The organism is Brachyspira hampsonii (assembly GCF_002214805.1).
Classification (GTDB): Bacteria; Spirochaetota; Brachyspiria; order Brachyspirales; family Brachyspiraceae; genus Brachyspira; species Brachyspira hampsonii.
Genome location: NZ_CP019914.1, coordinates 2,557,342 through 2,572,323, shown reverse-complemented (window position 1 = coordinate 2,572,323; position 14,982 = coordinate 2,557,342). Strand labels below are relative to the sequence as shown.

The window sequence follows — 14,982 nt, the reverse complement described above, 5'->3', positions numbered from 1 at the left end:
AAAAAAATTATTACTTAAATTGTCGGATATTTTTGAGTTATTATTAAGAATGATATATATTATTTTTTTATAAACTTTCTTGATAATCTGCCTTTAAACATATTAATAAAAGAAACAAAATCATCATTTCTTAATATAATATTTATTATAGAATAAAAGACTACTCCTAATAATATTACTGCAAATACTTTTAATATAAAAAATATCCTAGAATCTGCATTGCCGGATAATAAATAATATTTCATTCCATAAACAGAAGCCGCCATAAACAAACTAGCAGCCAATGTCTTTAAAACCTCTATTTTTTTATTTATTATCGATTTCACTGCCATTCTCTTTATAAGCAATATATATAGTATACAAAAAGATACAATATTTGCAACAACACTTGATATAGATATTCCTATAATATCGAATTTAAATATATAAACACATAAATAATTACTAAAAGCATTGATAATAAATGTAAAAAATGCTACATATACGGGAGTTTTCATATCTTTCATAGCATAAAATGACTGTACAAGTATTCTATAGCTTGCCACAAAAAATAATGATATAGATAAATACCTTAAAGCACTTGATACTAAATATGTAGATTTTGAAGAAAAAGCTCCATACTCAAATATCATTCTCACAATTTCTCTGCCCAATACCACAAATCCGAAAGTTGCAGGAATAGTAACTAAAGCAACTAACCTCAAAGAATAACCTAAATTCTCAACAGCCTCATCTTTTTTATTGTCGGCTATTAATTTACTTAAAGTAGGAAGCATAACTGTTGCAACACTTACAGCAAAAACACCTAAAACAAATTCATGTATTCTAGTAGCAAAAGTAACAGCTGAAACCCTGCCCTCTCCTATAGCTCCTGCAAATGCCGTAGAAACAAGCAAATTTATCTGATATATACTAGCCCCAAAAATACCGGGAGCAAATAATTTTATCATCTTTAAAACATAAGGTTCTTTAAAATGAAAATAAGGCTTGAAACTAAAACCTTGTTTATATACAAAAGGCATTTGATATGCAAATTGAACAAATCCTCCAAGCAATACTGCAAAGGCGAATACATAAGCCATATTATTAAAAAAATCAGGCAGAAAGAATTTAAAGAACAATGCCATAGATATAATTACAGTATTTAGAAGTATAGGACTAGCTGCTGATATGGAATAATAACCTCTTATATTAAGTACGCCCTGCATTAAAGCTGCTAAAGATATAAAAAAAAGATAAGGAAACATTATTCTTGATAAATCCGATGCTAGATTAAGTGCCTCTATATTGTTATGTGCTGATTTATAAAGTATTCTAACAAGCAAATGGGATATTATTATACCAATACATACAACAACTATCAATATTAATCCTAATAATGTAAAAACTGCCCTAAAAAATTTCTTTGATTCTTCAATACCTTTTTCTTTTTCAAGTTCAGTAAATACAGGTATAAAGCTAGCGACCATATTACCTTCAGCAAATAATCGCCTCAATAAATTTGGAAGTATAAATCCTATTGCAAAAGCATCTGCTATGAATGTAGTACCAAGCAAAGCCGCCTGTATCTGATCTCTTACAAGCCCAAATACTCTGCTTACTGTTGTTACCAATGACATTTTTAATGATGATTTAGCTATCTTTTCTTTGCTTAATGTTTTATTCTCTGACATATTGCCTCTATTATTTATTAAATTTACAACTCAAATAATAATTTTATTAATTTCATATAAAAATCTTTTTAAATATAACAGTGTATAAACAATATTATAAAAGTATATAAAATAAATTAGTTATTGTATATTCTGCTATATAACATCTATAATATTATTAACACATAAGTCTATTATTTTTTAGAATTTTCAAAAAATGGCTATCTGTTCATTAAATAGTCTAAAATTACATTAGTATCAATTAAAATTCTTTTCATCTCTATATTCTTCTAGTTCTTTTTTATAATAAAAATTTTCAGGCAATCTGCCTTGATATTTCTTTAAATTTTCTAAAGCCTGTTTTTTATCATTTATTATTTTTTCATTTGAATCATTAATTATTATATATTAAATCTATAATAATTATATATCAAAATTTATTTTATTAAATTATTTTTTAAGATTTATACTATTTTTGTAATATAGCTTTCCCATACCAAACATGCAGAATAAAAAACGAAAACCAAATAAAAAAGTAATAAAAGAGAATTAACATATTTTAATTAACATAATATTGTTTAATTAATGGGCACTTGGGCGGGCATGCTTTTTCTAATTAGACTATAAAGTAATTAAAAATTCTATATTCTAAAAAAATAAAAAACTTTAAAGGGCGGGGTATGTAAATATATTTTTATATCTATTGACATAATTCTTTTATTAACACAAAGAATAAAATATTAAATGCTATATTTTAACTAAAATTTATAATTTACCTTAAATATAAAATCAGTATGGTTTTGAAATAATTTCATACCCGCACTTTTGGGTTATTTTTACAGTGAGAAATAAAAAATTGATAAACCTATAAATTTATAGTATATATTTTTTAAGTTTTTAAATATAAGATAAAACATTCATTTTTAATAAAACTAAATTAAATGAGTTTGCATGCAAAAAATAGTGTTATCAGTTTTAATATTTATTTCACTATTTACTAAATCGGCATTTACATAATTTGAAGCTAGTATATATGTACCAATAGGCATTACTTCTACATTTCCTAATATAGAGGATCCTAAATGGAATTTTGTCAGAAATATTTATATAGATACAACTAAATCAGATATGAGTTTTAATATTGGGGTTACTGGAAATTTTGGGTATAGATTCAATATAAATGAAAATAATGCTATAAGTATATTAACTGAAATAGGCTATTCAAGACTTGATTTCGCTTCTAGATTTAAAGCCCAAACTGATAATAATTATTGAAACAATCAAATATATAGTGCGGCTCAGAATTTAGTTTTTCATACATTAAATATAGGATTAATGCCCAAATATGCTGTTAATCTTACATCTTTGCTAAAAAATATTAATCCAAACTATGAAGGTAAAATGGAGCTTAATATAGGTATAGGCTTTGGAATGAAAATAGCATTATCTGGTGGATATTATAATACAATGAATAATAATGCTGATGAAAATTATAAAAGTCATTTGGCAGAAAAATATTCATTCAAAGATATAAAAAGAAAATTTGATTATCCGTTTATACCATATATAAAACTTCAGATAGATGATTATTTTTATTTTAATGAGAAAATAGCTTTTTTATTTGGTGTAAGTTTAATATATAATTTTGATATATTCTATGATATTGCTAATATGTCTTATGAAGATTATCAAAAAATATACAGCGGATATCCAAGTGTTGGAGGCGGTGCTGTTGGTTACTATGACAATTATAATATCAAAAAATACGGTTTTTCTAGTTTTGAAATAGCTTTTAATTTAGGAATGAAATTTGGAAATTAATATATTAAAAAGATAATAATATAAAACTATAAATTTAAGTAAAACTTGGGCGGGCATGTTTTTATATATAGGTATCAGATATAAATAGAATTAAAAATTCAAATTAAACAATAAAGTATAAAGGGCGGGGAATGTAAATAGATTTTTAACTTTATTCTAATACCCCACCCTTTATATTTAATGATTAATTTTGGATTTATAATTTTATTTATATTTATTGCTTTAATATGAATTAGAACACCCACCCTATATTTTTTTAAACTTGATGTGCTAATTAACGCACGATTAACCTTTTATACAAAATAAATAATATAAGTAATGCAATTTAATTATACAAAAAATCAATTTACCGTGCATAGTAAAAAATTTTAATGTATATTTTATATTATGATAACTATTAATTGAAATTTTATTATTTTGGTATAATATTATTCAATTAATCGCATTTCATAAAAGAGGAAATATATGCAAAGCAATATAGATAAGGTTTTAATACTAGATTTCGGCTCACAATTTACTCAGCTTATTACAAGAAGAATAAGGGAATTGAATGTTTATTCAGAGATACACCCTTTTCATGTTTCAATAGATTTTATAAAAGAATTTAATCCTAAAGCAATAATACTTTCAGGAGGTCCTTCAAGTGTATATGAAGAAGATGCCCCTAAAGTTGATAAAGCATTATTTGAATTAGGTATTCCAATACTTGGTATATGCTACGGTATGCAGATAATAGTATATTCTATGGGCGGAAAAGTTGAAAGTGCTTCAAAAAGAGAATATGGAAAAGCAGAAATTGAAATAACTAATCATGAAAGCATATTCAAATCATTTGATAAAAAAAATATAGTATGGATGAGCCATGGAGATAGTATAAAATCTATACCAGAAGGTTTTGAACTTATAGCAAAAACTCCTAATACAGAACTTGCGGCTATAGAAAATAAACAAAAAAATATTTATGCTATACAGTTTCACCCTGAAGTAGTTCACACTGAAAATGGAATAAAAATTATAGAAAACTTTTTATTTAATATTTGTAAATGCGAGAAAAATTGGAATATGGGCTCTTTTATAGAATATGAGGTTAATAGAATAAAAGAGAGAGTAGGGGATAAAAATGTAATACTTGGACTTTCTGGAGGAGTTGATTCTTCAGTGGCTGCTGTATTAATAGAAAAAGCTATAGGAAAACAGCTTAAATGTATATTCGTTAATAACGGTCTTTTAAGAAAAGATGAGGACAAAAAAGTAGTAGAAGTATTTAGAGATAATTTTAATATTGATTTGATATATGTTGATGCTTCAAAGAGATTTTTGGATAAATTAGCATGTGTTACAGACCCAGAGCAAAAAAGAAAAATAATAGGTCATGAATTTGTAAATGTATTCAGTGATGAGGCTAAAAAAATAGAGAATGTGGGCTTTTTAGCACAGGGTACGCTTTATCCAGATGTTATAGAGAGTGTATCATTAAGGGGAAGTTCTGCAGTGATAAAAAGCCATCATAATGTAGGCGGACTTCCTAAAGACATGAAATTTGAACTTTTAGAGCCTTTCAGAGAATTATTCAAAGATGAAGTTAGAGAAATTGGGCTTGAATTAAAATTACCGGAAGATATTGTATACAGACAGCCTTTTCCAGGACCTGGCTTGGCAGTTAGAATACTTGGAGACATTACAGAAGAGAGAGTTAAAATACTTCAGGAGGCTGATGATATAGTTGTTGCTGAAATAAAAAAGGCAGGGCTTTACAGAAAATTATGGCAGTCATTTGCTGTGCTTCTTCCTGTAAAAAGTGTTGGTGTTATGGGCGACGGCAGAACTTATGAGCAGGTTTGTGCTGTTAGAGCTGTTGAGAGTGTTGATGCTATGACTGCAGATTGGGCTAAAATTGACTACAATGTATTAGGTATAATATCAAACAGAATAATAAATGAAGTAAAAGGTATTAACCGTGTTGTTTATGATATATCTTCAAAACCGCCTGCTACTATAGAATGGGAATAATTTTATAATTGCGGAAAATACATGAATACAAAAGTTAAATCAGTTAAGAATAAAACTATTGATTTTGATATAAATACTGAAGAAGGAAAATTCTACTTTAATAAATGTATTATAGATAATGAAAATATAACAGAATATAAAAGAGAAGATATTATAAACAAAACTATAAATGGAAATACTTTTGATGTATTAAAAAAAATAGAAAAAAATATAGCTGATTTAATGATAGTTGATCCGCCTTATAATATATCCAAAAATTATCATGGTTTTAAATTTAAAGATATAGATAATTTAAGCTATGAAAAATACACTCATCTATGGGTAGAAAGCATTATTCCAATATTAAAAGAAAATGCCACAATATATGTATGCTGCGATTGGAAATCTAGTCTTATAATAGGAAATGTTTTAGATAAATATTTCAATATACAAAACAGAATCACTTGGCAGAGAGAGAAAGGCAGAGGGGCAAAAAATAATTGGAAGAATGGAATGGAAGATATTTGGTTTGCTACCCTATCCAATAAATATACTTTCAATGTAGATGATGTCAAGATAAGAAGAAAAGTAATAGCTCCATACCGAATAGAAGGGAAACCCAAAGATTGGATAGAAACAGAAGATGGAAATTTCAGAGATACATGTCCGTCTAATTTTTGGGATGATATATCAGTTCCTTATTGGTCTATGTCTGAGAACACTGCTCACCCTACACAAAAGCCCGAAAAGTTAATTGCTAAATTGATATTAGCCAGCTCAAATGCCAATGATTTTATATTTGATCCTTTTTTGGGAAGCGGCACTACTTCGGTAGTAGCCAAGAAGCTAGGCAGAAATTATTCAGGGATAGAACAGCATAAAACATATTGTGCTTGGGCAGAAAAAAGAATAGAGCTTGCCGAACAGAATAAAGAAATACAAGGCTATACTGATAATGTATTTTGGGAGCGAAACACTATATCAATGCAGAAAAAAATAAAAAATATTAATCAGTAATTATTATTCCATTACCAATTTTTTAAGTTATAAACTAGCAGCCTCTACCAAAGCATTAAGTGCAAGTATATTAGTTTGAAAAGCTATTCCTTATATAAGTTTAGTAATATCCATTATTTTGGCACTAGCTTCATATACATCATTCATTTTATTCACACTGTCTGATACTATAGCTCCGACTTTATTCAAAGATTCCTTAGCATCTGAAACCATAGAAGCACTTTGGGCAACACTTTCAGCAGCATTTTTTACCGTCTTAACAACTTTATTTATAATTATAATTGGAATCATTATCAATAATAGTATTAATATAATTAAACTAATTTTTACCTGAAGACTTACTCTTTTAAACATAAATTAAACCTTTATATAAGATTAATTTTTTATAATAATTATACTAAAATAAAAACTATATATTTATAAAGATTTTTAAATATTTAAATATACGATTCGCTAATAATGGCATTACTATATTTTAAATTAATTTCGAATTTCTAACAAAAAACCCTAATATTTCCTAATATATTATACATAATTTACATATATATTTCAATCGTAAAAAAATAATTTTAATAAAATATTATATAATTAAGATTTTAATTTAAAATATTCTATAGCTTTAATCAAATCATTTGCCTCACTGAGAAGAGATTCAGAAGCAGAAGCAGCTTCAGACACTAAAGCAGCATTCTTTTGTATAGAAGAATCTATATTACTAATTTCAATATTTACCTGATTTATTCCATTTTCCTGTTCCTGTACAGCAGCATTAATTTTATCCATTATAGAGGAAGCTCTATCCATTTTTTCTAGTATTTCATTAAACATATCCTGAGACTGCTGAACACTTGCAGCAGCTAATTTTATTTTATCATTATTATCTGTAATTAATGAAGTAATATTTTTTACAGATTCCTGAGTATTCTGTGCTAAATTCCTTACTTCGCTAGCTACAACCGCAAATCCTCGTCCCTGTTCACCAGCTCTAGCAGCCTCTACCGAAGCATTAAGTGCAAGTATATTAGTTTGAAAGGCTATTCCTTCTATAAGTTTAGTAATATCCATTATTTTGGCACTAGCTTCATATACATCATTCATTTTATTCACACTGTCTGATACTATATCACCAGCTTTATTTAAAGACTGTTTCGCATCTGATACCATAGAAGCACTTTGGGCAACACTTTCTGATGATTCTTTTATAGCACTAGCCATTTCATTCATAGATTCTGCTGTTTCTTCCAAGCTGGAGGCTTGAGTTTCTGTTCTTTGAGATAAATCATTATTACCTATTAATACCTCATTAGCAGCTGTGGAAACTTGTTCTGCTGAATGCTTAACTGTATTTATTATATTATTAAAATTGTTCATAGCTTTATCCCAGCCTCTTGCTATATCTCCCCATTCATCAGTTCTATTATAAAGTCTTTTAGGTATCTCAACAGTTAAATCTCCTTGAGACATAAAAGTAATATCATTAGCTAAAACCTTTATCAAATTAGATACTTTTGTTTTAATTATTATAGGCACAATTATAGAACTTATAATAATTATCATTAAAGATATTGCAATCATAACATTTCTTATAGTATTACTTTCTTTTAATACTTCATCATTAGGGGCTGTTACCTTTAATCCCCAATACTTATTTTTTATTATTTCCATAGGAGTAAATGAATAGGTATAATATTTTTGCAATGTACCGCTGAAATTTTGAAATAATACGCTCTTTCCATTTACAATATTTTCAAATACATTATGAACTCTGTAATAAGGATATATATCATGAAGTTCTTTAAATATATATTCTTCTTTATCACTATCATAAACAATCAATCCTGAATTATCAAAAAGCGTTGTTGTTGTACCATTGAATAATTGAATATTCTCTAATATACCATAAATGGTGTCTATAAGAACATCTACACAAATTACACCTATAGTTCTATTTCCTGATTTTATAGGTACAGCCCAAGTATAAATCATAGCATTATTATGCAAAGGAGAACTATATACATCTGTAATATATATTTCTCCGCTTCTTAAAGTTTCTGTATAATACTTTTCCTGAAATATTTTATTATCAAAATAATTATCTTTAATAATATCATTATCTCTTGATACATAATAATTAAATCGTCCGCCTGAAGAACCATATTTCTCAGAGTTTGCATAATCATTATCATTTCCGATTATATTAGGCTCAAATGCTATTAATAATCCGTTTACTCTTTTAGGCAAATTATTCAAAAAATTATATGATACTCTTTCATAAAAATTTCTATCTAAAATATTATCATTATAAAATCCAGATAAAGTATTTGCTAAACCTGTTATATATTCTGAATCTCTATACATAAAAGACTTTAGCATAACAACTTCATATTTAGCTTTATTATCAAGTATGCTATATATAAGTTTTATAGTTGATTTTCTCACATATACTATATTAACAATATTTGATATTATAAGCATTATTATTAAAGGTACTAATATTACTAGACTAATTTTTATATTTAAATTTAATTTTTTTAACATAATAAAAAACCCTAAATCATCAATTAAAATATAGTATACTATAAATAATATTATTTTTCAATATAAAATTAATTATGTTATAATTTTTATTAATAAAAAAAAGACATAATATATATAAATATAATTGATAATTATATTTTTTAATAATTATTATTAATTAAAAACAATAAAATATTATATAATATTACTATATAGAACTATTTTTAAGTAATCTTTTAAAAGAAATAGTAAATAATGTTACAGTTGTACAAACAGCTAAAAAATCAGCTATAGGTTCTGCAAGCAGTACCGCCATTACTTTATTTTCAAAAAATATTGGCAATATAAATATAAGCGGTATTAATAATATAACCTTTCTTAATATAGCTAAGAATGCCGATATTTTAGCATTTCCCAAAGCAACAAATGTCTGCTGACATGCAGTTTGTGCTCCAAATATTAATGAAGCTGCCATATATATTTTTAAAGCCCAAATAGCATAATTTATTAATTCTCCATTACTTGTAAATATTCTTACGAAAACATAAGGAAAAAATTCAGATATAAACCACATTAAAAAAGAAAATGAAACGCAACTTATTAAAAGTATCTTAAAAGTAGATTTGACTCTATTTAAATTATTTGCTCCGTAATTATAACTTACAATAGGCTGAGCCCCTTGAGTAAGTCCCATTATAGGAAGAAAAGAAAACTGCATAATGCTGCTTAGTATTGTCATAGCACCAACGGCTAAATCTCCTCCATATTTCAAAAGTGATGTATTGAAAGACACAAATAAAATACTTTCTGTAAACTGCATTATAAATGGAGAAAAACCTAAAGCTAAACATGGAAGTACTATACTAGGAGATATCTTCAAATTTTTTAATTTCAATTTTAATATGCTTCTATTTGAAGTCATAAAAGAAAGTATCCATATACAAGATATAGCCTGCGATATAATAGTGGCAAGTGCTGCACCTCTCACATCCATATTAAATACAAATATAAATATAGGATCTAATATTATATTAGTTAAAGCACCTATCAAAACTGTAAACATACTTGTTTTTGCTTTACCCTGTGCAGTAATAAAAGCATTGAGTCCTAAAGCTAATTGAACAAATATTGTTCCCATTGAATATATTCTTAAATATCTTAATGCATATATAATAGTATTTTCACTTGCTCCGAAAACCATAAGAAGAGGTTTGGAAAATAATAATAATATTATAGTTAAAGTTACCGAAATAATAATTAATGTCATAGCACAGTTTCCGACTATTTCTTCTGCTTTATTATAATCCTGCTTTCCCATCATAATAGAAGCACGAGGTGCTCCTCCCATGCTTATAAGATATGCAAATGCCGACACAGCCATTATAACAGGCATTGTAACTCCTACACCCGTTAAAGCCATTGCTCCAATGTCAGGAATATGACCTATATACATTCTGTCTACAACATTATAAAGTACATTTATTATTTGTGCCGCTATTGCAGGAAGTGCTAATTGAAAAAGTAATTTTCCTACAGGCTTATTGGCAAGATCATTTGACTTTGAATTATTATTAAATACTGCTTCATTACTCATAATTATCTCATCTATTATTTTTTAATATAGTTTACATTTTATATATCATAAACCTATTTATATTTTAGTCAAACTTTAAATTATTGACTTTAAAAGTTAATATTATATCATTAAACTATTATATGCTAGGATATTAAAATGAAAAACTTATATCTATTAATTATTTTTATTTTTATTTTTATTTTATCATGTTCCAATAATACAAATAATCAAAAAGTTATTACAATAGTACATGTAAATGACACACATTCAAAAAATAAGGAATTCATTACTATATCAAAAGAAGACGGCTCTACAAACAGATACGCAGGTGCCGCCAGAAGAAAAACTTTTATTGATAATGTAAAAAAAGAAAATGAAAATGTTATAGTAATGCATGCAGGCGATACGATTGCAGGAAGCGTATTTTCTATTGTATATCAAGGTATGGACGAGGCAGAACTTATGAATGACATGGGGTTTAATGTGTCAACTTTGGGAAATCATGAATTTGATTTTGGAATAGAACAGTTAAATAATATTATGAGCAATAGAAATTTCCCAACAATAGCATGCAATGTTAAAGTAAAAGCAACAGGTGAAAATTATGTTCTTCCATATATAGTAACAAATATTAACGGCATACACACAGCAATAGTAGGAGTTTTGCAAAGTGAAAAAATGAATATAATTCAGGGACTTGATTATATAGATATAGAAGATGAGGTTACATCTTTAAAAAATCTCTTAGCAGAAATACCATTAAATACTACAAACGATATAACAATTCTATTAAGTCATGCAGGATTCGATACTGATAAAAAAATAGCTCAGGAAATACCAAATACATTTAATATAATAATAGGAGGACATACTCATACTCTATTAAATAGTCCTGTTGTTATAGGAAAAACAACAATAGTTCAGGCAGGAGAATACGGAGAGTATATTGGCACCATTGATGTAATATTCAAAAACGGCAAATATGCCTATCCTGAATGTAAACTCAATAGATTAGATGAAAACATAAAAGAAGATGAAAATATATTAGCTAAAATACATCAAATGCAGATTGAAGTGGATAAAGAGTTTAATATCGAAATAGCAAAACTTCCCTATGAACTTACTGATGAAAATGTCAGAAATAAATCCACTGCTTTAGGAAATTTCGTTTCTGATATAGCTGCTTCATCTCAGGAAGGTATTGATATAGCATTAATAAATTCAGGTTCTTTACGAGGAAAACTTCCAAGCGGAAAAGTTACATTAGGAAATATGTATGAGTTTTTCCCATTTGACAATTTAATAATACTTACAACTTTAAATGGAAAAGATTTAAAAAATATATTAGAATTATCAGCTTCGAGAAAAGGAGAAGGAGCATTTTTACAGGTTTCAAAAGACTGCATTATTAATTTTGACAGCAATGGAAAACTTTTAGAATCATATATAAAAGGAAAAATTATAAATGATAATGAAAAATATGTAGTTGCAGTTGCTGATTATATATTTAACGGAGGCGAAAAATATATTGATGAAAGCGGAAAACCTTTATTTCAGTACGGTGAAAATATTATACATACAGGACTTGATATAAGAGATTTAATAATAAAAACTTTAAAAGAATATAAAAATGTTCCGGAAAGTGCTATTGATAATACAGAGCGTATAATATTTCAATGATCTGTTACATAAAAAAGGGGCTGCAATAAACAGTCCCTATTTTTTAAATTAATAATTATCATTATTTCAAAGCAGCTGAAAGTTCTCCATATCCTGCATCTTTGAGATAATTAACATTTTTACATCCATTATCAATCAAATACTGCACTGTTTTTCCAGAGCGTCCGCCTGTTTTGCAATAGAACATATATTTTTTATTTTTATCCAATGATAAAAGTTTTTTGCTGTAGCCTTTAGCTCTATAATCAATATTGACAGCATTTTTTATAGTTCCTGTTTCTTTAATTTCTTGAGGTGTTCTGACATCAACTAATATTATATTAGGATCAGATTTCAATAATGATATAAAATCATTAAGAGCTAAGCCGTTTTTATTAACAACTTTTACATTGTCAAGTTCGTATGAAGCTTCATTAGTTTGTGCATTACATACAACAGCTGTTAATAATAATGTGATGATAATAAAAAGATTTCTTTTCATAGGTCTACTCCCTACCGGTATATTTAATTTCTTAATTAGACGAATGCATCATATAAAAGTTCCCTAAAATATTAATTTTTTATTATTTTTTGAGAAAATTTAATTTTTTTTGTATTTTATAATTTAAGGCAATAAATTCAAATATTTTATTAAAATTAATGATAAAAAATAGTATATAAATAATATCCCATTCTATTTTGAATATAATTTTCTATTAATCTATTTCTCTAATAACCTTAAAGAAATTATCAATAGTTTTTTGAGATATCATATTTTTTTCATAATAGTCTATTATATTATTTTTGAACAAAGCAGAAATTAAAGCATCTTTATGATTTTCATATATTTTATAAGTTTGTTTATCTTTATCATCAAATAAATCTTCTATTGTAATAAAATTAGAACTTATATCTTCAAGCTGAGTTATTCTTAAATTTGTTCCTTCTGCTAACTCTGTAAATTGATCTGCTGAAATATCGCTGTCAATTAATAGAATTGGCTTAGCAGAAAGTTTACATAAAGAATCTATTATATCATTTTTCTTTCTTTCATCATTAGGTCTTCCCACCCCATTAATAGGCATGAACGCTGTATTTATTTCTCTATTTTCTATATGCTCCATTAATAATTTAAAAGCTGTAAGATAATTATAATCTGTAATACCTTCAACATATACTATTTTAGTATCTCTCATAATATCTATATGCTTAACTCCAAATGCATTGATAATTTTTTCTAATGTATCCACCTTACCATAAGTAGCCGAAAAGTCATTTTCTATTTTTACTCCTATGCCGTCTTGTTTAGGCTCTACTATTTTTAATTCATCTAAATAATGAATATCTGCAAAATAAGGAATTTGAGTAGATGTAATTATAGTAATACCATTATCTTTAGAAAACTCTTTTAAAAATTTTCTTAGTTCTTTTATTAAAGGTACCGATAAATGCTGTTCTGGTTCATCAATTATTATTATATCACCTTTTTTTAATTCATTAGGATTTATTGTATTGAAGAATAAACTAAAAAACCAATTAAAGCCTTCAGATTCATTTTCTAAATTTGTAAGCCCGTTTTTAGTTTCAAAATATATTTTTATAGAACGCTCCTCTAATGCTATTTTAAATTTATATTCATTATCTGATTTATAAAGCTCATTGAATTTTTTTGATACAGTACCATCAAAAAGCTTATTTATTTCACTTTCTGTCTGCTTTGTAAAAGCAACATCCAATAATATATCAGTATAGTTTTCTATTAAATTATTATACATTTCCATATTATCAGAGGCTTTGAATAATGAACGCAGGAAATTAGATTTATATATAATATTATCTATTCTAGTTCCATAACATTTTACTGTAAGCTCACTATCATTTATATTTTCTCTATGAACATATATATTTATATCTTTACATTCAATTTCTTTTAATATATATAATAATTTTTCAAAATAATTTTTATCAATTAAATTGTCATTAAAATTGAACTCGCAATATTTAGAAGCTTCATTTTCTATATAGAATGTTTTATCAAGCAAGCTAATTAATAATTTTAATTTATCTACATTTTCATTTTCTTTGTACTTAGAAATTATATCCATTATTTTTGATACAGTATAATTTAATATATCTTCGTAAGTGTATTCTTTTTTTGATTTATTATCAAGTTCATAATTATTTTTATAAATATCATAAATATAATTCCATCTATAAATTATATTTTTTTCATCTATATTTTTTTTATTATTCTTTTCATCTATGTTCATTTCGGTTTTAAATATATAATCTGTTATCTTTAATAGATAATCTTTACTTAATATACTATCAGTATTAATTTTATTTTCTTCTAATTCCCATACAAGTTCATATTTATATTCATATTCTTCGCTATAGCCTTCTTTTTTTATCTCTATAGCTTCACACTTACCTTTATATATAATACCGCTGTCTGATTCAATAAATATTTCTAATTCAGGTTTGCATCCTATAAAACTTTCTATTTTAGGGTTATCTATTTTATCATCTATACCGCCTTTAAATGCTTTTTCTACAGCTGAAAGTATATTAGTTTTACCAGTACCGTTTGCCCCTATGATGCTTATTAATGCCCCCTGCTCTACATCGCCGTTAAGATATAATCTGCCGTATTTTACTTCATCTTCTTTTTTAGATGTATTATTTTCTTTATTATTTATTATTACAGGATTGATGTTTCTAAAGTTTTTAATTGTTAAGTATCTTTTCATA

10 protein-coding genes and 1 pseudogene are annotated in these 14,982 nt (G+C 26.3%); 5 read left to right on the top strand and 6 right to left on the bottom strand.

The genetic code is table 11. The features are described 5' to 3' along the window. Positions 1 to 59: 59 nt before the first annotated feature. Positions 60 to 1,673 carry a murein biosynthesis integral membrane protein MurJ gene (gene murJ / locus BHAMNSH16_RS11285; RefSeq protein WP_069731569.1) on the bottom strand — a complete coding sequence of 538 codons (1,614 nt, stop codon included), beginning with the start codon at positions 1,671 to 1,673 and terminating at the stop codon, positions 60 to 62. A gap of 1,107 nt (positions 1,674 to 2,780) precedes the next feature. Here murJ and BHAMNSH16_RS14665 point away from each other — a divergent pair. The 4 genes from BHAMNSH16_RS14665 to BHAMNSH16_RS11270 all read left to right on the top strand — a co-directional run bounded on the left by BHAMNSH16_RS14665 (position 2,781) and on the right by BHAMNSH16_RS11270 (position 6,479). Continuing rightward, positions 2,781 to 2,927 carry a hypothetical protein gene (locus BHAMNSH16_RS14665; protein WP_241033610.1) on the top strand — a complete coding sequence of 49 codons (147 nt, stop codon included), beginning with the start codon at positions 2,781 to 2,783 and terminating at the stop codon, positions 2,925 to 2,927. A gap of 60 nt (positions 2,928 to 2,987) precedes the next feature. Then, positions 2,988 to 3,473 carry a hypothetical protein gene (locus BHAMNSH16_RS14660; protein ID WP_241033609.1) on the top strand — a complete coding sequence of 162 codons (486 nt, stop codon included), beginning with the start codon at positions 2,988 to 2,990 and terminating at the stop codon, positions 3,471 to 3,473. A 465-nt stretch (positions 3,474 to 3,938) separates the two neighbouring features. Beyond that, positions 3,939 to 5,483, top strand: coding sequence for a glutamine-hydrolyzing GMP synthase (gene guaA / locus BHAMNSH16_RS11275; RefSeq protein ID WP_008731777.1), 1,545 nt, complete (start codon positions 3,939 to 3,941; stop codon positions 5,481 to 5,483). A 21-nt stretch (positions 5,484 to 5,504) separates the two neighbouring features. Next, positions 5,505 to 6,479, top strand: a complete 975-nt coding sequence (locus BHAMNSH16_RS11270; protein ID WP_069731570.1) for a DNA-methyltransferase — start codon at positions 5,505 to 5,507, stop codon at positions 6,477 to 6,479. A 93-nt stretch (positions 6,480 to 6,572) separates the two neighbouring features. Here BHAMNSH16_RS11270 and BHAMNSH16_RS11265 read toward each other — a convergent pair. From BHAMNSH16_RS11265 to BHAMNSH16_RS11255, 3 genes and pseudogenes are all read right to left on the bottom strand, one after another. Continuing rightward, positions 6,573 to 6,728, bottom strand: a pseudogene (locus tag BHAMNSH16_RS11265) (methyl-accepting chemotaxis protein); the annotation flags it as partial. A gap of 339 nt (positions 6,729 to 7,067) precedes the next feature. Further along, positions 7,068 to 9,017 (bottom strand): methyl-accepting chemotaxis protein, encoded by a 1,950-nt coding sequence (locus BHAMNSH16_RS11260; RefSeq protein ID WP_008731310.1) that lies wholly within the window; start codon positions 9,015 to 9,017, stop codon positions 7,068 to 7,070. Positions 9,018 to 9,204: 187 nt separating this feature from the next. Then, positions 9,205 to 10,590, bottom strand: a complete 1,386-nt coding sequence (locus BHAMNSH16_RS11255; protein ID WP_008731314.1) for an MATE family efflux transporter — start codon at positions 10,588 to 10,590, stop codon at positions 9,205 to 9,207. A 138-nt stretch (positions 10,591 to 10,728) separates the two neighbouring features. Here BHAMNSH16_RS11255 and BHAMNSH16_RS11250 point away from each other — a divergent pair, with 138 nt between their 5' ends. Further along, positions 10,729 to 12,252, top strand: coding sequence for a bifunctional metallophosphatase/5'-nucleotidase (locus BHAMNSH16_RS11250; RefSeq protein WP_008731315.1), 1,524 nt, complete (start codon positions 10,729 to 10,731; stop codon positions 12,250 to 12,252). Between the two features lie 61 nt (positions 12,253 to 12,313). Here BHAMNSH16_RS11250 and BHAMNSH16_RS11245 read toward each other — a convergent pair whose 3' ends face one another. Then, a complete protein-coding gene (locus BHAMNSH16_RS11245) occupies positions 12,314 to 12,733 on the bottom strand; it encodes a rhodanese-like domain-containing protein (protein WP_069731572.1) in 420 nt (139 codons plus the stop codon). 214 nt (positions 12,734 to 12,947) lie between these two features. Beyond that, a complete protein-coding gene (locus BHAMNSH16_RS11240; protein ID WP_069731573.1) occupies positions 12,948 to 14,981 on the bottom strand; it encodes an AAA family ATPase in 2,034 nt (677 codons plus the stop codon). Position 14,982: the final 1 nt, after the last annotated feature.